Below are 18,193 nucleotides of genomic sequence, written 5' to 3' on the forward strand. Positions count from 1 at the left end.
GTTGTTTTGAAGGAATTCGGGGCAATACGCTTGGTTTGCCCTGGGCATTGCACAGCAGAAAACCCTCCAAATCCCGCCGGCAACGCCCGCGCAGCCCCGAAGCCATAATTTGCGGATGCCACGTCCTTCCCAACTGCTCCATCCTTCGCGCGAACCCGCGCCTGTACGTCCGGCGGCCACCGTGCTGTTGCTGCGCGACACCCCGCACGGCGTCGAAGTCCTGATGACACGGCGCTCCATGACCGCCAGCTTCGCCCCGGGGGCTTATGTCTTTCCCGGCGGCGGCATCGACGCGGCGGATGCCGCGGCACACGCACAGTCCACCCGGCGGGCCACGCAAAGCGACCTGCACCTGACACAGGCCATCGCGGCTATCCGCGAAAGTTTTGAGGAACTCGGCGTGCTGCTGGCGCGCCACGTCGACGGCAGTTATGCCACGACCGCCGACATCGCAGCACTGGACCGCAAGGCGTCCTTCGCCGTGCAATGCCGGGAGCGCGGCTTGACGCTGGCCGGTGACCAGGTGTTTGTGCTGGCGCACTGGGTCACCGACCGCGACCTGCCGCGCCGCTTTGACGTGCCTTTTCTCGTTGCGCGCATGCCCGAAGGGCAAAGCCCGGTGGCCGACGAGGCAGAGCAGTTTGAGCCGGTCTGGGTGCGGCCGGCCGAGGCGCTGGCGCGGCACGCGGCAGGGGGATTCTTCATCATCTTTCCCACCATACGCACACTGGAAAGGCTGCAGCACTATCCCGACGTGGCCTCGGTGCTGGCGGCCTGCGCATCCGAAGTCCCGCTCTGGACCTCCTGCCCGCGTGCCGGGCTGCTGGCCGGCAAGGAAGCGCGCTATATGGAACACGAAGCGCCCTATGGTGAGCTGGCGCTGACCTGCCCGGACGGGCAGATCGTGCACGCACTCGACTGGCAGACATCACAGCCCGTGGCGCTGCTCCACAACGTGATGCGCCTGACGGCGCCCAACCCCGGCGTGATGACCGGGCCGGGCACCAACAGCTACCTGGTCGGCGACCCTGGCAGCGGCTACATCGCCATCGACCCCGGCCCGGCTGATCACGAGCACCTGCAGCGCCTCTGGCGGGCGGCCGGCGGCGACATCCGCATGATTGTGTGCACCCACTCGCACCCCGACCATTCACCCGGCGCCAAACCGCTGCAGGCCATGTGCAGCGTTGCGCCGCCGATTCTGGGCCTGCCCTCGGCACCCACCGCGCGCGCCGCCAGCGCCTTCTCGCCGGATCGATCGCTATCAAATCAGGAGCTGCTTGCGCTCACCAGCAAAGGGCCGGAAGGCGAAATTACCCATACCCTGAAGGTGCTGCACACACCCGGCCATGCCGCCAACCATGTGTGCCTGGTGCTGGTGGAAGACGGCCTGCTGTTCAGCGGCGACCACATCCTCAACGGCAGCACCACGGTCATTGACCCGCCCGACGGTGACATGAGTGCCTACCTGGACTCCCTGGATGCGCTGAGCGCGGCCTGCGATGAACACCAAATCGGCTTCATCGCCCCGGCGCATGGCTACGTGCTGGCGGACGCAAAGAATGCGATTGCCCGGCTCAAGGCCCATCGCCTCAAACGCGAGGCCAAAATCATGCGGGTGATGCAGGCCCACCCGGAAGGCACGATCGACGACTGGGTCGCGGGCGCCTACGACGATGTGGACCCGCGCATCTGGCCGGTGGCCAAACGCTCGCTGCTGGCGCACGTGGACCGCGTGCGTGAGCTGGGCCTTGTCCATTAACGATTTCTGCACACGCGCCATGCATCGCTATTGTTTTGCAAGCCACCACTGAGTACCCGCACTACTGTGGCGTGAAAGTTGCTAAACCTTGGACCGTACGTAAGGGTATATACCGGCGTTAAGGCCTTGAACAGTCACCAAGGCTACTGAAAGGGGGTGTTTGACCCAGGGCCGCGGTTTATACTTTTTGTTCGTATGCCGGAGGCCGTGCCTGACCGCATGGCTTGACGGGCATCACCATCATTTCAACCTTTTTGAGGGACTTCATGTCTTCCTACTCCATCTCAACGCGACGTTTCCTGCAAACCGCCGGCACCCTGGTCGCCGGTATCGTTCTGGCCGCCTGCAGCAAGACCGAGCCGCCGGCACCCGCAGCCAGCGCACCCGCTCCCGCCGCCTCGGCACCCGCACCCGCAGCCAAGGTGTACGTCGTCGGCACGGACGCCGCGTATGTACCTTTTGAGTCCCAGAACGACAAAGGCGAGATCGTCGGTTTCGACATCGAAGTCGTCAAGGCCGTGGCACAGAAAGCCGGCATCGAAGTCAAGTTCCTGAACACGCCATGGGAAGGCATCTTTAACTCCCTGAACCAGGGCGACCGCGACCTGCTGGTCTCGGCCATCACGATCACGGCCGAGCGCAAGCAGACCATGGATTTTTCGTCCCCTTACTTTGACGCGCAGCAACTGATCGCCGTGAAGAAGGATTCGAAGATCGCCAAGTTCAACGACCTCAAGAAGCTCAAGGTCGGCGTGCAGAACGGCACGACGGGCGACGAAGTCATCACCAAGCTGCAGGGCAAGGACAGCGCCAACATCAAGCGCTTTGAGGCCACGCCACTGGCACTGAAAGAGCTGGAAGCCGGCGGCGTGGACGCCGTGGTCGCCGACAACGGCGTGGTGGAACACTACGTCAACAACAACACCGGCTCGAAGTTCAAGACCATCGCCGATGCCAGCTTTGCACCCGAGCAATACGGCCTGGCCGTGAAAAAGGGCAACGCCGAGCTGCTCGCAAAACTGAACAAGGGCCTGGCCGACATCAAGGCCGACGGCACCTACGACAAGATTTTCGCCCAGTACTTTGGTAAGGCACCAGCCGCCAGCGCCGCTGCAGGCACCGCATCGGCACCGGCTGCCGCCGCCTCTCCCGCCAAGTAAGGCGCCGCAGGCAGGGCCGGCAAGGCCCAAAAAGACAAAGCCCCGTTCATTGCTGAACGGGGCTTTTTTTATTAGTGTGAAGCCCGCCGATAAGCCGGATTCTGTGCACCGGGCCCCCTTGGAGAAAGCCCGGCGTGACCGCCATTAATCTGGGCCGGGGGTCGCCCCCACGGCTCAATGCTACCTACCCGCCAGCTCTGCGGAACCACATCAACGCTGGCCTACTTGGTATTGCTGCGCGTAGAGATTGCCCGTTTCACCCGGCCCGGGGTTGCCCCAGGGCCGACTCGTCTCTGTTGCTCTGATCCTCACCTCACGGTGGAGAGGTATTACCTCCTACGCTGTCCTGTGCAGTCCGGACGTTCCTCCAGTGCCTGGTTTCCCAGATTGCACCAGCGGCGGTCTGGCGTGCTTCACGGGGCCCATTATCCGCCAGTCCTTTAAAATGCAGGTTGCTTGATCAACACGAGCCCCTCTCATGATTCGCCTGACCGAACTCAAACTTCCGCTGGACCACGCGGAAAGCGCCCTGCCCGCCCTGGTGGCCCAGACCCTGGGTGTCGCTGCGGCCGCCCTGCAGAACGTCCACATCCACAAGCGCAGCTTTGATGCCCGCAAGGCAGACCTGCTCAAGGTCTACATCGTCGATGTCACGCTCATCGATGCAACCCAGGAAAGCGCATTGCTGGCGAAACTTTCCGGCAACCCGCACATCCTTCCCACACCGGACATGGCCTACCGCACGGTGGGCCAGGCACCCGCTGGCTTGCCGTTGCGACCGGTAGTCGTCGGCTTTGGCCCTTGCGGCATGTTCGCAGCCCTGCTGCTGGCGCAGATGGGCTTCAAGCCCATCGTGCTGGAACGCGGCAAGACGGTGCGCCAGCGCACCCGGGACACCTGGGGCCTGTGGCGCAAGAACGTGCTCAACCCAGAGTCCAACGTGCAGTTCGGCGAAGGCGGCGCCGGCACTTTTTCCGACGGCAAGCTCTACAGCCAGATCAAGGACCCGCGTCACCTGGGCCGCAAGGTGATGAACGAGTTCGTGAAGGCCGGCGCGCCCGCCGACATCCTGTTCGAGGCGCACCCGCACATCGGCACCTTCAAGCTGGTGAAGGTGGTCGAAAACATGCGCGCGCAAATCGTCGCGCTGGGCGGCGAGATCCGCTTCGAGCAGCGCGTGACCGACGTGCTGATCGAGGACGGCCCGCAAGGCAAACAGCTGCGCGGCCTCACGGTACTGGACCAGGCCACGGGCCAGAGCCACGAGATGCGTGCCGACCAGGTGGTGATGGCGCTGGGCCACAGCTCGCGCGACACCTTCGCCATGCTGTATGCGCGCGGTGTGTACATCGAGGCAAAACCCTTTTCCATCGGCTTTCGGGTCGAACACCCGCAGGGCATCATCGACCGCGCGCGCTGGGGCCGCCATGCCGGCCACCCGTCGCTGGGCGCGGCCGAATACAAGCTGGTGCACCACGCCAGCAACGGCCGCTCGGTCTACAGTTTTTGCATGTGCCCGGGCGGCACCGTGGTGGCCGCCACCTCGGAGCCCGGCCGCGTGGTGACCAACGGCATGAGCCAGTATTCGCGCAACGAACGCAACGCCAATGCCGGCATCGTGGTGGGCATAGACCCGCGCGACTACCCCGGCTTCGAAGCGGGCGACGCGCTGGCCGGCATCGCGCTGCAGCGCCAGCTCGAATCACACGCGTTTGTATTGGGCGGCAGCAATTACCAGGCGCCGGCGCAGCTGGTGGGTGACTTCGTGGCGGGCCGCCCCTCGACCGCGCTGGGCAGCATCACTCCGTCCTACAAGCCGGGCGTGACCATCGGCGACCTGTCGTCGGCACTGCCTGCGTATGCGATCGAGGCCATGCGCGAGGCCTTTCCCGTATTCGGCAAAAAGATCAAGGGCTTTGACACCCACGACGCGGTGCTGACCGGGGTGGAAACGCGCACTTCCTCGCCGATCCGCATCAGCCGCGGCGAAGACCTGCAAAGCGTCAACGTGCGCGGCCTCTACCCGGCCGGCGAAGGCGCCAGCTACGCCGGCGGGATTTTGTCGGCCGGCGTGGATGGCATCAAGGTTGCGGAGGCCCTGGCGCGCAGCGTGCTGCAGGACGCCGAACAACAGCGGATGGCCGCGTGATGGGCCAGGACTTTCACTACTACGAGCCCGCCAAAGGCCACGGCCTGCCGCACGATCCCTTCAATGCCATGGTGGGGCCACGCCCCATTGGCTGGATTTCCTCGCAGGACGCCAAGGGGCAAATGAACCTGGCGCCCTACAGCTTTTTCAACGCCTTCAACTACACGCCGCCCATCATCGGTTTCGCCAGCATCGGTGCCAAGGACAGCCTGCACAACATCCGCGAAACCGGCGAGTTCGGCTGGAACCTGGCGACGCGGCCGCTGGCCGAGGCCATGAACCGCTCCTGCGCGATGGTGCCGCCCGAGGTCAACGAGTTCGAGCTGGCCGGCCTCACGCCCGTGGCCTCGCAACGCATTGCCGTACCGCGCGTACAGGAAAGCCCGGTCTCCTTCGAGTGCAAGCTGACCCAAATCCTGCAGCTGCAAGGCGCCAACGGCGTGCCGGTTCCCACCTGGCTGGTGCTGGGCGAAGTCGTCGGCGTGTACATTGCAAGGCATCTGCTCAAAGACGGCATTTACGACACGGCGGCTGCCGAGCCCATTCTTCGCGGCGGCGGCCCGGCCGATTACTTCGCCGTCACACCCGACAACCTCTTTCGCATGTTCAGACCTCGCTGAGCTTTCTGAACACCCCGCCATACCATCTTTTTCACCCACACACATGACCGAAACCACCACACCCTCCCCGCGTGCCAAACGCCCCCGCCCCCCGCAGCGCCCGGCTAATCCGCAGCAGCGCTCTCGCGAAGTCCATCCCGTGCTGGAAAAGCTGTTCGAGCTCTACCCCAAAATGTTCGGCGCACAGTTCCTGCCGCTCAAGCTGGGCGCTTTCCAGGACCTGCTGGCGGAAAACCCCGAAGCATTCAAGCGCGACGAACTGAAAGTGGCGCTGGGCCTGCATGCCCGTTCCACGCGTTACCTCGAATGCGTGGCGGCTGGCCACCCGCGCCACAACCTGCAGGGCGAGCCCGTCGAGCCGGTAGCGCCCGAGCACGTGCACCACGCGATCATGGAGGTGTTCCGCCGGCGCCAGGCACGTTCAAAGGAAGACCTGCGCCCCAAAGTGCGTATGCGCCTCATCGAGGCCATTGAAGCATCCGGCTTGAGCCGCGAAGAGTACGCAGAACGCACCCGCACGCAGGATGAGGTGTCGAACACCTTGCTGGACGAGGCTTTTGTGGAGATGGCGGTGCAAACCGCCAAACGCGAAGCACTGATGCGTGCCTTTGAGGCCAGCGGGAAAACGGCTACGGAATTTGCCGAGATGTATGGACTGGACCCCGCGCAAGTGACACACGCCATAGAGCGGGTACAGCGAAGCCGCCAGGCCTGAGGTTCCCCGCTGCAGCCTCAGTCGATCAGCAGATCAATGGATCAGTAGAGCGAGCGGCCAAAACGCTCGAAGCGCGGCTGCCACTTCTCCAGGATGTCCGCCGACACCAGGATCCGTTCCGCACGCCCAATCAGCAGGTTGCGCGGCACCAGGCCTATGTAGCGCGAATCTGCGCTGTTGTCGCGGTTGTCACCCAGCATCAGGTACTGGTCAGCGGGAATCGTGATCGGCCCCCAGCTGTCCTTGGCCTTCACACCGGCCAGCCACTGGATTTCATGTTGCTCCTGGGCAGTGGCTTCTTTCACGTGCGTGGCCACCAGTACGCCAACCGGCCCGGCCGGCTCCAGCACCGTGTCCAGCGCCTCATAGCGGGCTGACTGCCCGTTGATGATGAGCACCTTGTCGCGCATTTCCACGACGTCGCCCGGCACAGCCACCAGCCGCTTGATCAGGCGGACGCCGTCCACCGGCGAGGAAAAAGTGACGACGTCGCCGCGCTGCGGATCGGTGGTGCGCGCCAGCACGGTATCGGTCAGCGGAATCTTGACGTTGTAGGCCAGCCGGTTGACGAAGACCACGTCACCTTCGAGCAGGTTGGGCCGCATGGAACCTGAGGGAATGGGGTTCCAGTCCGCGATTGCGGTACGGAACAGCCCGAACAACAACAGCAACACCAGAAAACTGCGGTTCTGCCTGATCCAGCTTTTCATGCCTGCACTCCTGTGAAGAAAATGGGAAGAAAAAAAGGGCGCCCTGTGCGGGGCGCCCTTTGATGGTTCAAGCCTGGCTGTTCTGCAATGCTGCGATGCGCTCTTCAATCGGCGGGTGCGTGGCAAACAGCTTGCCGATGCTGCCGGTGATACCCATGGCTTCCACCGCTTTGGGCAATTCGCCCGGCTGCATGCCGCCCAGGCGGGCCAGCGCATTCATCATGGGCTGGCGGCGGCCCATCAGCTGCGCGGCGCCGGCGTCGGCGCGAAACTCGCGCTGGCGCGAGAACCAGGCCACGACGATGGCGGCGGCAAAACCCAGCACGATGTCCAGCACGATGGTGCTGACGTAGTAGCCGATACCGGGGCCGGAGTTGTTGTCGCTGCCGCGGCGCAAGAAGCTGTCGACGGCGTAGCCGATCACACGCGAGAGGAAAACCACAAAGGTGTTCATCACGCCCTGGATCAGCGTCATGGTGACCATGTCGCCGTTGGCCACGTGGGCAATCTCATGGCCCAGCACGGCTTCGATTTCTTCCTTGGTCATGCCTTGCAGCAGGCCGGTGGACACGGCCACCAGCGACGAATTCTTGAACGCGCCGGTGGCAAAGGCATTGGGCGCGCCTTCAAAGATGCCGACTTCGGGCATGCCGATCTGGGCCTTGTCGGCCAGCTTGCGCACAGTTTCGACGATCCAGGCCTCGTCGGCATTTTGGGGCGACTCAATCACCCGCACCCCGGCGCTCCATTTGGCGACGGGCTTGCTGATCAGCAGCGAGATAAAGGCGCCGCCGAAGCCCATGATCAGTGCAAAGCCGAGCAGCGCAGTCAGGTTCAGCCCGTTGGCCGTGAGGAAGCGGTTGACGCCGAGCAGGCTGGCGACAATGCCCAGCACCACCACGACAGCAAGGTTGGTCAGGACAAACAGAAAAATACGTTTCATGGGTTCTCCGTGGGGTCGGTGAAAAAAGCCCGCCTTGCGCAGGATATGAGGGCTTGCCAGCCCAGTTCAAGCTGTGGGGCACATTGACGGCTGATCTCTATCTGTTGTTTTGCAGCCGTGGCGGTCGGAATACAAGGGAGTCATCATAAAAGGAAAAGTTCTCGTTCCCGGGCCACCAGCCAGGCACGCCCAGCACCGGCAAAGGGGAAAAAGGCTTGCCGGCCAGCTTGTCCGCGCTCAGGTCGGCAGCAATCCAGCAGTCCAGATCTGCTATTGAATTGATAGCTGGTTGCGCCCGGTAGACATGGGCTGTGATCGGTTTTCGTGGATAAATCAGTTTCTCCAGCAGCGCATGGCCAAACAGCACCAGCCGGGCTTGCTGCCAGAGTGGGCGCAAACCCACAAAGAGCTGCTGCCAGTCCCGCGCCGCCAGCGCGTCCCACAAGGGTTGCGGCGCCGACAGGAAAGCAGCGTTCTCGTCAAAGAGGGTCAGCGCGTCACGGACCGGGCCGCGCACCTTTTGCACACCGGCCTGCGCTATTTCGGCGGCCTGCAGTTGATTGAGCCTTTTTTTGGTTTCGGGGAACTGCATCCAGCACAGGCCATTGAAAAAATCATGGGCACCTTCGCGCGTGGGGCATTCACCTGTCCTGAAAATAAAGCTCTCGTAAGCCTCGCCGGCGGGCAATGCACTTTGGGGAACAAAGCGCACCGGGGCACGCTGCCCGGCATTCAGGGCCTGATGCAGCGCAGTGCCCGCCGCAATGGCCTGGGCGACGCGTTCGCCAGGCTCCTGCCAGGGTTGCAGCCAGGGCTGGTTCCATGCCGGCATCGGCATGGCCGGCGCTGGCTGCAGGGCTGCAGCGACTCGCACCTGCAGGCCCCCTAGGCCCGGGCCGACTTGTTCAGTCGCCTGTCGCGCACTGCGACGGTCGACTTGCCTTCGTCGGCGATGTCAAACAGCTGGGTGGCCACCAGCAGCTTGGTCAGCGTGGCATAGCCGTAGTTGCGATGGTCAAACGAGGCCTGGTTGGCGATTTGCGTCCCCACAGCACCCACGCGCGCCCAACCCTCGTCGTCGGCTGCGGCCTGGACGGCATTGCGCAGCAGCATGACCAGCTTGGCGTCCTGCTTGAGCTGGGCGGGTGTTGCCCTGAGGGGCGCGGCGGCAACCGCCTCGCCATCGTCACGGCTGTCTCCGTGGGCACCGCCCGCCGCATCACTGACGGCGATGGGGCGCAGCTTGTCGAGGAACAGGAATCTCGAACACGCATTGACAAAAGGCTCCGGCGTTTTCTGCGCGCCAAAGCCGTAGACCGCTGCGCCCTTGGCGCGCAGGTGCATGACCAGCGGCGTGAAGTCGGCGTCCGACGAGACGATGCCAAAGGCGTCGGGCCGGTCGGTATAGAGCAGCTCCAGCGCGTCGATCACCATGGCCATGTCGCTGGCGTTCTTGCCTTTGGTGTAGTCGAACTGCTGCATGGGTCGGATGGCATGCTCGTGCAACACCTCTTCCCAGCCCTTGAGTTCATTCTTCTTCCAGTTGCCGTAGGCGCGGCGGATGTTCGTTTCGCCGAAGGTCGACAGCTCGTTGAGGATCAGGTCGATCTTGGACGCCGGCGAGTTGTCGGCATCAATGAGCAGGGCAACACGCGGCTTGTGGTCCATCAGGTGCTTTCTGAAGTGTGCAGTTTCCAGGGCAGGTTTTCACCCGAGCGCAAAGGCTTGAGCTCGGCCTCGCCGAAGGCAAAGCTCTCGGGCGGGTGCCAGCTTTCCTTCTTGAGCGTGATGCGGCCGGTATTGCGCGGCAGGCCGTAAAAATCCGCACCGTTAAAGCTGGCAAAGGCCTCCAGCTTGTCCAGTGCGCCGGCCGCATCAAAGGCTTCGGCGTAAAGCTCCATGGCGGCGTGGGCGGTGTAGCACCCTGCGCAGCCCGTCGCGTGCTCCTTGAGGTGCGCAGGGTGCGGTGCGCTGTCAGTACCCAGGAAAAAGCGGTTGTTGCCGCTGGTGGCAGCTTCTACCAATGCCAGACGATGCGTTTCGCGCTTGAGCACCGGCAGGCAGTAGTAATGCGGGCGAATGCCGCCCGTGAAAATGGCATTGCGGTTGTAGAGCAGGTGGTGCGCGGTGACGGTCGCACCCGTGAACTGGCCGGCATCGCGCACGTAATGGGCGGCTTCGCGGGTGGTGATGTGCTCAAACACGATCTTGAGCTCAGGGAAATCGCGGCGCAGCGGAATCAACTGGGTGTCAATGAATACCGCTTCCCGGTCGAACAGGTCGATGTCGGAGGACGTCACCTCGCCATGCACCAGCAGCAGCAACCCTTCCTTTTGCATGGCCTCGAGTGTCTTGTAAGTCTTGCGCAGGTCGGTCACACCGGCATCGCTGTTGGTGGTGGCGCCGGCCGGGTATAGCTTGAGCGCCACAACACCGGCGTCTTTCGCGCGCTTGATCTCATCGGGTGGCAGGTTGTCGGTGAGGTAGAGCGTCATCAATGGCTCGAACTGCACGCCGGCCGGCACAGCGGCCTGGATGCGTTCCCGATACGCCGCCGCCTGGGCGGCCGTGGTCACCGGCGGGCGCAGGTTGGGCATGATGATGGCACGGCCAAACTGTGCGGCCGTGTGCGGCACCACGGTGTGCAGGGCCTCGCCGTCGCGCACATGCAGGTGCCAATCGTCGGGCCGGGTAATTGTCAGAGCGGAGGTCAGGGTGGAGGCGGGTGTGCGGGTGGCTGAAGTCATGGCCTGAATTGTCGCACTGGTCACACCACCCGACCATCATGAGCCGCCATGAAAAAAGCCCCGGGGTTCGGGGCTTTTTTTCCGGGGCGCATGGCTTTCAGTGCGCCAGGATCTTGTTGAGGAAATCCTTGGTGCGCGCCTGGCGGTTTTCCGGGTGACTGAAAAACTCGTCCTTCGAGCAGTCTTCCAGAATCTTGCCGCCGACATCCATGAAAATCACGCGGCTGCCCACTTTTTTGGCAAAGCCCATTTCGTGGGTCACCACCATCATGGTCATGCCTTCGACAGCCAGGCCCATCATGCAGTCCAGCACCTCGCCCACCATTTCCGGGTCCAGCGCGGAGGTGGGTTCGTCAAACAGCATGGCGATCGGGTCCATGCTGAGCGCGCGGGCGATCGCCACACGCTGCTGCTGGCCACCGGAGAGCTGGCCGGGGAATTTATCCTTGTGCGCCATCAGGCCCACGCGATCCAGGTATTTGAGGCCGTGCTTTTTGGCTTCGTCGGGCTTGCGGCCCAGTACCTTGACCTGCGCCAGCGTCAGGTTCTCGGTCACGCTCAGGTGCGGGAACAGCTCGAAATTCTGGAACACCATGCCGACGCGGCTGCGCAGCTTGGGCAGGTCGGTCTTGGGGTCATGCACAGCCTTGCCGTCGACAAAGATCTGGCCCTTCTGGAAAGGCTCCAGCGCGTTGATGGTCTTGATGAGGGTGGATTTGCCTGAGCCCGATGGGCCGCAGACCACAACAACTTCACCCTTCTTGATGCTGGTGGTGCAGTTATTGAGAACCTGCACTTCACCGTACCATTTGGAAACTTCTTTCAACTCAATCATCTTCTTCTCCAGTGTGCTCTTTGAGAGATAGGGGGTGTTTTAAGAAACAGCGATCTCAGCGAATGATGGCGATTCTGCTGTTCAGGCGTTTGACCATGAAGGACAGCCCGAAGCAGATCACGAAATAAACCACGGCGGCCAGCAGGTAGGCCTCTTCAGGACGGCCGAAGATCTTGCCGGCGGTGCTGAAGCCCTTGAGCAGGTCGTAGGCGCCGATGGCGTAAACCAGCGAAGTATCCTGGAACAGGATGATGGTCTGGGTCAGCAGGATGGGCACCATGTTGCGGAAAGCCTGCGGCAGGATGATCAGCTTCATGTTCTGCGAATAGGTCATGCCCAGGGCACGGCCCGCATTGACCTGCCCACGCGAGATGGACTGGATGCCCGCACGCATGATTTCGCTGAAGTACGCAGCCTCAAAGGCCACGAAGGTGATGATGGCCGAAATCTCGGCGCGGTAGTTGGCTCCCCAGGCGCCGAAGGTCGTGTAGAACGACGCAGGCACCAGCAGGAAGAACCACAGGATCACCATGACCAGCGGAACGGAACGCATGCCGTTGACGTAGATGGTCGCGGGAACCGTCAGGAATTTTTTGCCCGACAGGCGCATCAGCGCAAGCACGGTGCCGAAAATAATGCCGCCTATGGTGGCGATGACGGTCAGCTCGATGCTGAAGATAAAGCCCTTGACGACGAACTGGGAAATCATCTCCCAGTTCAGGAAGCTCATGTCGAGTCCAAGCATGTCAGTGCCCTCCGCCCGTTGAGCCGGCTACAACGAAGCCGGGGATCTGGACCTTCTTCTCAACAAAGGCCATGACACGGTTGACCGCGAAGGCAGAGATTGCATAAAGGGCCGTCACCGCAAGGTAGATCTCAATGCCGCGCGAAGTTTCTTCCTGCGCCTGCATGGCGAACATGGTGAGCTCGGCGATCGACACCGCGAAAGCCACGGAGGAATTTTTCAAGAGGTTCATCGACTCGCTGGTGAGCGGCGGAATGATGATGCGAAAAGCCATAGGCAGGATCACGTAGCGGTACGTCTGCACGGTGGTAAAGCCCATGGCCATACCGGCATAACGCTGGCCGCGCGGCAAGGCCTGCACGCCGGCCCTGACCTGCTCGGCAATACGCGCCGAGGTGAAAAATCCGAGAGCGAACACCACCAGGATGAAGCTGGGCAGCTCCTTCATGGCGGGGAAAATTTTGGGAACCACAAAGTACCAGATGAAAATCTGGACCAGCAAGGGAACATTGCGAAACAGCTCGACCCAGGCATTGGCAAAGCGGACAAGCCACGGGCTGTTGGGCAAGGTGCGCAGTGTGCCGACCAGCGCGCCAAACAGCATGGCGATCACCCAGGATGCACCGGCGACGGACAGCGTCCAGCCCCATGCGTCAAACATCCATTGCAAGTAGGTTCGGCCACTACCGTCGTCATTTAGAAATACCTGCCAATCCCAAGTCATCACGGCTCCAGCAAAGGGTTGTTGTGTTGTTTTTCCATGCCACGGTAAACGAGAAACCCCGCCAGAGCATGATGTCCGGCGGGGTTCTCAATTTACCTGACCCGAATTACTTCTGGGCGTACTCTTCCATGGGCTTGTCGTTCGGATTGTCCCAGGCAGCCTTGGTGCTGGCGCTCAGTGCCAGGCCCACCTTGGTGTTCTTCGGAGGAATCGGCGACAGGAACCATTTGGTCCACAGCTTGTTCATCTCGCCCGACTTGATCATGCCCTTGACCGTGTCGTCGGCCAGGCGCTTGAGCAGCGGGTCATCCTTGCGGATCATGATGGCGATGGGCTCGACGCTCAACACTTCACCAACGATCTTGAAGTCCGAAGGCTTCTTGGCGGTGGCGATGTTGCCGGCCAGGATGGAACCGTCCATGACGAACGCATCGGCGCGGCCCGATTCGAGCAGCAGGAAGCTGTCGGAGTGGTCCTTGCCGAAGATTTCCTTGAACTCGACGCCGGTGGCGCGCTTGTTCTTGCGCAGCGTCTGCACGGAAGTGGTACCCGTGGTGGTGGCCACGGTCTTGCCGCTGAGCTGGGCAACGGAGGTGATGCCGGAGGTGGCTTTCACCGCGATGCGGACTTCTTCGACGAAGGTGGTCACGACGAAGGCCACGTCTTTTTGACGGGTCGCGTTGTTGGTGGTGGAGCCGCACTCGATGTCGACTGTGCCGTTTTGCACGAGGGGAATGCGGTTTTGCGAGGTCACGGGCTGGTATTTGACTTCCAGCTTGCGCTCGGCGGCTTTTTCGAGGCCGGCCAGGATGCGCTGGCAGATTTCGACGTGGTAGCCGGTGTATTTGCCGTCACCGAGGGTATAGGACAGTGCACCGGAGGAGTCACGCACGCCCATGGTCACAACGCCTGAAGCCTTGACTTTGGAAAGGGTGTCGGCAAACGCACCGCCGGTGGCGAGCAATGCAACAGACAGAGCGACTAGCTTGAGTTTCATGGAATCTCCTGTAATGAATGAAACGATTAGCGAACTATTCTAGAGAGTTGGTTCCCGGGCTACGCCTAGGTTTACCCGGCCTCTAAAAATGGGGGAAAGCGGACGGCGTGAAAGGGTTGATGGTTTTGCAAACCCGCAGCATTGACAGCAATTTCTGGGGTTTTCCAAAATGGTGCACGCATTAAAAGTCCGGAACTATACGGCAGATGTAAGCAGTCTTTGTGCCAGCGGACCGTCAGGCCGCCTGCACCCGTGGCCGCACAGGCTGGGCGATCACCCGAATGGCGCCGTGCCTTGCGCAGACCGATGCCGCACAAAGGGCCGTAAGGAAGGCAACGCAGACAGCAAATGAATCAACAAGCACGGGCAAGCACCAAAATTTGAACGTCACGAACTGTAAATTTGGAGGTGTCAAAACACCAATGCTGTTTCGACGATCTTCCATGCATTTTTCTTATAACCACTTAGGGTTACTACTAGTCGTCAGTCTGATGCCAGCATTTGACCGCAAGGCCAGCCCGCTTCGGCAACGGCCGGTCGGCTAGCGCGATGCCGGTGTCCCCGCGCCGCGGCCGCCAGCCTTTTCCTTGCCGCCGGTTTGTGCCTGCAGGTAAGTCCACAATGCCTGGGCATGGGTTTTGGCAGACTCCTTGGAGGTGGGCCGCTCACGGTACACGCGCACGTCCATGGTCATTTCCAGATTACCGCCGGCGCTGACCAGTTTTTTGGCCCGCAATTCCTTCTTGACGGCGCTGAGCGGCAAAAATGCGATGCCGTGGCCTTCCAGCGCCATCGCCTTCAGGCCTTCGGCCATATCGGTTTCGTACACCCGGTCCAGGTGGATGGCCGTGCTGGACTGCTTGAGGATCATGTCGACCATGCGGCCCAGGTAGGCGCCCGGCGCATAGCCCAGATAAGGCAAGGGCTGGCCAGCGCGGCCCGGCAGGCTGAACTCGGGCTCGCCCGCGGAATTGGCCCTGACAAAAGGCGCCAGCACTTCCTGGCCCAGCGACACCATTTCATAGCGGTCCGGATCCAGCTGGAAGGGCTGGGAGTCGTGGTGATAGGCGATCAGCAGGTCGCAACTGCCCTCGACAAGGCGCAGTACCGCATCGTGCACATTCAGGGCGATCAGCCGACTCTTGATGGGGCCGAACTTCTCGCGCAGGCTGCTGACCCAGGCCGGGAAAAAGGTGAACGCCAAGGTGTGCGGCACCGCAAACTCGATGACATCCTGCCCGGCCGAGGTGTGGCCGCGCAGCATGGCGCGGGTCGACTGCAGGCCCTGCAGCATCTCCAGCGACTGGCTGTACAGGGTTTCTCCGGCAGGGGTGAGTCGCGTGGGATATGAGCTGCGGTCCACCAGGTCGGTGCCGGCCCAGGCTTCCAGCGCCTGGATACGCCGTGAAAACGCGGGCTGGGTGACATGACGCAATTGGGCGGAGCGGCTGAAACTGCGGGTTTCAGCCAGGCTCACAAAATCTTCCAGCCATTTGGTTTCCATGAACCAATTATGCGAGCTCAGGCAGTCTTTCTACCTACGGGGAATCCCATGGCTACCTGGAAACCGCAAATTCCGGCCAATCGTGCCTGCATCAGCCTGCTATTAATTTTATAGCTGCTTGCGCCCGTCAGTTATGGTTAAAACCTGGATTTCACTTAAATCTCAAGCCTCTGCCGAACTCTGCTGAAGCGCCCACATGCGTGCATAAGCGCCCTCCATGGCCAGCAACTGTGCGTGTGTGCCGCGCTCCACAATGCGCCCGGCGTCCATCACCAGGATCTCATGCGCGTCCACCACGGTAGACAACCGGTGCGCGATCACCAGCGTGGTCTTGTTTTGCGCGGCGGTGCGCAGCTCGGCCTGGATGGCGCGCTCATTGGCAGAATCCAGCGCCGAAGTGGCTTCGTCAAAAATCACCACCGGCGGGTTTTTCAGCAGTGTGCGGGCAATGGCCACGCGCTGTTTTTCCCCGCCCGACAGCTTCAGGCCGCGCTCGCCCACCATGGTCTGGTAGCCCAGCGGCGTCGAGGCAATAAAACCGTGGATGCGGGCCGCGCGCGCGGCTTCTTCCACCTCGGCATGGCTGGCGCCCGGCTTGCCGTAGGCGATGTTGTATTCCACCGTGTCGTTGAACAGCACGGTGTCCTGCGGCACGATGCCGATGGACTGGCGCACGCTGGACTGTGTGACCTGCTTGATGTCCTGGCCGGCAATGGTGATGTGGCCCTGCTGGACATCGTAAAAGCGGTAGAGCAGGCGCGCCAGCGTGGATTTGCCGGCGCCCGAAGAGCCCACCACCGCGACGGTCTTGCCCGGCGGGATCTCAAAACTCACGTTGTGCAGGATGGGCCGTGCCGGGTCGTAAGCGAAGTTCACATTCTCAAAACGCACCGCCGGCGTGCCTTTGATGACGATAGGCTGGGCACCCGCCACATCGGCGATTTCACGCTCGCGCTCCATCAGCACAAACATCTTGTCCAGGTCGGTCAGGCTTTGCTTGATCTCGCGGTAAATCACACCCAGGAAACCGAGCGGAATGTAGAGCTGGATCATGAAGGCATTGACCATCACCAGGTCGCCCAGCGTCATGCGACCGTCCACCACGCCCTGAGTCGCGCGCCAGAGCATGGCCACCAGCCCGAAGGCGATGATGAGCTGCTGCCCGGTGTTGAGCAGGCTCAGCGTGTTCTGGCTCTTGATGGCGGCACGCCGGTAACGCTGCAGGTTTTCGTCGTAGCGTGCGGCTTCAAACTCTTCGTTGTTGAAGTACTTGACGGTCTCGTAGTTCAGCAGCGAGTCGATGGCGCGGCTGTGGGCCGACGAGTCGAGCTCATTCATGGCCTTGCGAAACTGTGTGCGCCACTCGGTCACCGTGACAGTGAAGAAGATGTAGAACACCAGCGCGATGCCCGTGATGCCGGCAAACCAGACGTCGAACTTGACGGCCAGCAGCGTCAGCACCAGTGTTACTTCAATCAGCGTCGGGATGATGCTGTAGAGCGAGTACGAGATCAGCGAATGCACGCCGCGCGTTCCGCGCTCGATGTCGCGCGTCATGCCGCCGGTCTGCCGCTCCAGGTGAAAACGCAGGCTGAGCGCATGCAGATGCCTGAACACTTCCAGCGAAATCCGCCGCGCCGCGCCTTCGGTGGCTTTGGCAAACACCAATTCGCGCAGTTCGGTAAAAAGCGTCGTCGACAGGCGCAGCAGGCCGTAGGCCAGCAGCAGCGCCACCGGCACCACCAGCACGGCCTGTGTGTCGCCCGGCTTGAAGTTCATGGCGTCGACCAGGTTCTTCAGCAAGAGCGGCACGCCCACGTTGGCCATCTTGGCGCCCACCATGAAGCTCAGGGCCGCCAGCACGCGCCATTTGTAATCCCACAGGTAGGGGAAAAGGCGTTTGAGGGTGCCAAGGTCCGAGCGCTGGAACGCGAGCGCCTTGCCGGCGCCCGGCGCTGACGCGGCGGCAGGCACAGCCAGGGAAGAATCAACAGCGGAAGCTCGGGAGCGCATGAGGGACAATCGTGTAGGTTGTTGTAATAACTTTTTCAGATTGTGCCTATGTCTACCGAATCAAGCACCCATACGGACATTCACGCCGAGGACGCCCTGAACGTCCAGTTGCCCACCGACAAGGAACTGGTGCTCAAGGTCATTCCCATGCCGGCCGACTGCAATGCCAACGGCGACATCTTCGGCGGCTGGGTCATGGCGCAGGTCGACCTGGCCGGCTCGGTGGTACCGGCCCGCCACGTGGACGGGCGCATGGCAACCGTGGCCGTCAACCAGTTCATTTTCAAGCAGCCCGTGCGGGTCGGCGACATCCTGTCGTTTTTCTCCTGCGTGACCCGTATCGGCACCACGTCCATCACGGTCCAGGTTGAGGTCTATGCCGAGCGCTTTCGCGCCCAGGGCCGCTACATCAAGGTCACCGAAGCCAGCCTGACTTACGTGGCCATTGACGATTTCGGCAAGCCCCGCAAGATTCCCAAGGCCTGACGCCCGGGTGCCAGGCACCTTCACCTGCCACCCGGATGCTATTTATTTGATAGCTGCTTGCGCCCGATACAAAAGGCCTACAG

17 protein-coding genes and 1 other RNA gene are annotated in these 18,193 nt (G+C 62.0%); 6 read left to right on the plus strand and 12 right to left on the minus strand.

Features of this window, described 5'->3' with window-relative positions:
* Positions 1-115: 115 nt before the first annotated feature.
* Positions 116-1,762, plus strand: coding sequence for an MBL fold metallo-hydrolase (locus AC1D1J_RS08760; protein ID WP_477694430.1), 1,647 nt, complete (start codon positions 116-118; stop codon positions 1,760-1,762).
* A 266-nt stretch (positions 1,763-2,028) separates the two neighbouring features.
* Positions 2,029-2,922 carry a basic amino acid ABC transporter substrate-binding protein gene (locus AC1D1J_RS08765; RefSeq protein ID WP_477694431.1) on the plus strand — a complete coding sequence of 298 codons (894 nt, stop codon included), beginning with the start codon at positions 2,029-2,031 and terminating at the stop codon, positions 2,920-2,922.
* A 74-nt stretch (positions 2,923-2,996) separates the two neighbouring features.
* Here AC1D1J_RS08765 and rnpB read toward each other — a convergent pair.
* An RNA gene (gene rnpB, locus AC1D1J_RS08770) (RNase P RNA component class A) lies at positions 2,997-3,337 on the minus strand.
* 63 nt (positions 3,338-3,400) lie between these two features.
* Here rnpB and AC1D1J_RS08775 point away from each other — a divergent pair.
* From AC1D1J_RS08775 to AC1D1J_RS08785, 3 genes are read left to right on the plus strand one after another with little or no spacing between them, the layout of a single operon-like run.
* Entirely contained in the window at positions 3,401-5,071 is a 1,671-nt protein-coding gene (locus AC1D1J_RS08775) for an NAD(P)/FAD-dependent oxidoreductase (RefSeq protein WP_477694432.1), read from the plus strand.
* Positions 5,071-5,691, plus strand: coding sequence for a flavin reductase family protein (locus tag AC1D1J_RS08780; RefSeq protein WP_477694495.1), 621 nt, complete (start codon positions 5,071-5,073; stop codon positions 5,689-5,691). Before AC1D1J_RS08775 ends, AC1D1J_RS08780 begins: the two co-directional genes overlap by 1 nt.
* Positions 5,692-5,734: 43 nt before the next feature.
* Positions 5,735-6,406 carry a ProQ/FINO family protein gene (locus tag AC1D1J_RS08785; RefSeq protein WP_477694433.1) on the plus strand — a complete coding sequence of 224 codons (672 nt, stop codon included), beginning with the start codon at positions 5,735-5,737 and terminating at the stop codon, positions 6,404-6,406.
* A 41-nt stretch (positions 6,407-6,447) separates the two neighbouring features.
* On the opposite strand, the gene lepB is transcribed toward AC1D1J_RS08785, so the two are convergent.
* The 11 genes from lepB to AC1D1J_RS08840 form a co-directional block, all read right to left on the minus strand.
* Positions 6,448-7,116: a signal peptidase I gene (gene lepB / locus AC1D1J_RS08790; RefSeq protein WP_477687237.1), complete on the minus strand. Its 669-nt coding sequence runs from the start codon at positions 7,114-7,116 to the stop codon at positions 6,448-6,450.
* Between the two features lie 67 nt (positions 7,117-7,183).
* Positions 7,184-8,059, minus strand: coding sequence for a protease HtpX (gene htpX / locus AC1D1J_RS08795; protein ID WP_477656648.1), 876 nt, complete (start codon positions 8,057-8,059; stop codon positions 7,184-7,186).
* A 97-nt stretch (positions 8,060-8,156) separates the two neighbouring features.
* Positions 8,157-8,897, minus strand: coding sequence for a DUF3025 domain-containing protein (locus tag AC1D1J_RS08800; RefSeq protein ID WP_477694496.1), 741 nt, complete (start codon positions 8,895-8,897; stop codon positions 8,157-8,159).
* Between the two features lie 47 nt (positions 8,898-8,944).
* A complete protein-coding gene (locus AC1D1J_RS08805; RefSeq protein ID WP_477687235.1) occupies positions 8,945-9,727 on the minus strand; it encodes an NYN domain-containing protein in 783 nt (260 codons plus the stop codon).
* Positions 9,727-10,806, minus strand: a complete 1,080-nt coding sequence (gene pyrC / locus AC1D1J_RS08810) for a dihydroorotase (RefSeq protein WP_477694434.1) — start codon at positions 10,804-10,806, stop codon at positions 9,727-9,729. The genes AC1D1J_RS08805 and pyrC overlap by 1 nt, the downstream gene beginning before the upstream one ends.
* A gap of 97 nt (positions 10,807-10,903) precedes the next feature.
* Positions 10,904-11,641: an amino acid ABC transporter ATP-binding protein gene (locus tag AC1D1J_RS08815; RefSeq protein ID WP_457281125.1), complete on the minus strand. Its 738-nt coding sequence runs from the start codon at positions 11,639-11,641 to the stop codon at positions 10,904-10,906.
* 55 nt (positions 11,642-11,696) lie between these two features.
* Entirely contained in the window at positions 11,697-12,386 is a 690-nt protein-coding gene (locus AC1D1J_RS08820) for an amino acid ABC transporter permease (RefSeq protein WP_457281126.1), read from the minus strand.
* A gap of 1 nt (position 12,387) precedes the next feature.
* Positions 12,388-13,110, minus strand: a complete 723-nt coding sequence (locus tag AC1D1J_RS08825; protein WP_457281127.1) for an amino acid ABC transporter permease — start codon at positions 13,108-13,110, stop codon at positions 12,388-12,390.
* Between the two features lie 106 nt (positions 13,111-13,216).
* On the minus strand, positions 13,217-14,107 hold the full coding sequence (locus tag AC1D1J_RS08830; RefSeq protein ID WP_457281128.1) for a transporter substrate-binding domain-containing protein: 891 nt from the start codon (positions 14,105-14,107) through the stop codon (positions 13,217-13,219).
* 541 nt (positions 14,108-14,648) lie between these two features.
* Positions 14,649-15,611, minus strand: coding sequence for a LysR substrate-binding domain-containing protein (locus AC1D1J_RS08835; RefSeq protein ID WP_477694435.1), 963 nt, complete (start codon positions 15,609-15,611; stop codon positions 14,649-14,651).
* A gap of 162 nt (positions 15,612-15,773) precedes the next feature.
* Positions 15,774-17,624 carry an ABCB family ABC transporter ATP-binding protein/permease gene (locus AC1D1J_RS08840; protein WP_477687231.1) on the minus strand — a complete coding sequence of 617 codons (1,851 nt, stop codon included), beginning with the start codon at positions 17,622-17,624 and terminating at the stop codon, positions 15,774-15,776.
* Between the two features lie 48 nt (positions 17,625-17,672).
* Here AC1D1J_RS08840 and AC1D1J_RS08845 point away from each other — a divergent pair, with 48 nt between their 5' ends.
* Positions 17,673-18,110 (plus strand): acyl-CoA thioesterase, encoded by a 438-nt coding sequence (locus AC1D1J_RS08845; protein WP_457281131.1) that lies wholly within the window; start codon positions 17,673-17,675, stop codon positions 18,108-18,110.
* Positions 18,111-18,193: the final 83 nt, after the last annotated feature.

This window comes from Polaromonas sp. P1_F8 (assembly GCF_056405635.1).

Coding starts and splice junctions, on each gene's coding strand:
- htpX (WP_477656648.1), bottom strand. CDS start 8,059: ATGAAACGTATTTTTCTGTTTGTCCTGACCAACCTTGCTGTCGTGGTG.
- AC1D1J_RS08820 (WP_457281126.1), bottom strand. CDS start 12,386: ATGCTTGGACTCGACATGAGCTTCCTGAACTGGGAGATGATTTCCCAG.
- pyrC (WP_477694434.1), bottom strand. CDS start 10,806: ATGACTTCAGCCACCCGCACACCCGCCTCCACCCTGACCTCCGCTCTG.
- AC1D1J_RS08760 (WP_477694430.1), top strand. CDS start 116: ATGCCACGTCCTTCCCAACTGCTCCATCCTTCGCGCGAACCCGCGCCT.
- AC1D1J_RS08780 (WP_477694495.1), top strand. CDS start 5,071: ATGGGCCAGGACTTTCACTACTACGAGCCCGCCAAAGGCCACGGCCTG.
- AC1D1J_RS08835 (WP_477694435.1), bottom strand. CDS start 15,611: ATGGAAACCAAATGGCTGGAAGATTTTGTGAGCCTGGCTGAAACCCGC.
- AC1D1J_RS08785 (WP_477694433.1), top strand. CDS start 5,735: ATGACCGAAACCACCACACCCTCCCCGCGTGCCAAACGCCCCCGCCCC.
- AC1D1J_RS08800 (WP_477694496.1), bottom strand. CDS start 8,897: ATGCCGATGCCGGCATGGAACCAGCCCTGGCTGCAACCCTGGCAGGAG.
- AC1D1J_RS08765 (WP_477694431.1), top strand. CDS start 2,029: ATGTCTTCCTACTCCATCTCAACGCGACGTTTCCTGCAAACCGCCGGC.
- AC1D1J_RS08825 (WP_457281127.1), bottom strand. CDS start 13,110: ATGACTTGGGATTGGCAGGTATTTCTAAATGACGACGGTAGTGGCCGA.
- lepB (WP_477687237.1), bottom strand. CDS start 7,116: ATGAAAAGCTGGATCAGGCAGAACCGCAGTTTTCTGGTGTTGCTGTTG.
- AC1D1J_RS08845 (WP_457281131.1), top strand. CDS start 17,673: ATGTCTACCGAATCAAGCACCCATACGGACATTCACGCCGAGGACGCC.
- AC1D1J_RS08840 (WP_477687231.1), bottom strand. CDS start 17,624: ATGCGCTCCCGAGCTTCCGCTGTTGATTCTTCCCTGGCTGTGCCTGCC.
- AC1D1J_RS08805 (WP_477687235.1), bottom strand. CDS start 9,727: ATGGACCACAAGCCGCGTGTTGCCCTGCTCATTGATGCCGACAACTCG.
- AC1D1J_RS08830 (WP_457281128.1), bottom strand. CDS start 14,107: ATGAAACTCAAGCTAGTCGCTCTGTCTGTTGCATTGCTCGCCACCGGC.
- AC1D1J_RS08775 (WP_477694432.1), top strand. CDS start 3,401: ATGATTCGCCTGACCGAACTCAAACTTCCGCTGGACCACGCGGAAAGC.
- AC1D1J_RS08815 (WP_457281125.1), bottom strand. CDS start 11,641: ATGATTGAGTTGAAAGAAGTTTCCAAATGGTACGGTGAAGTGCAGGTT.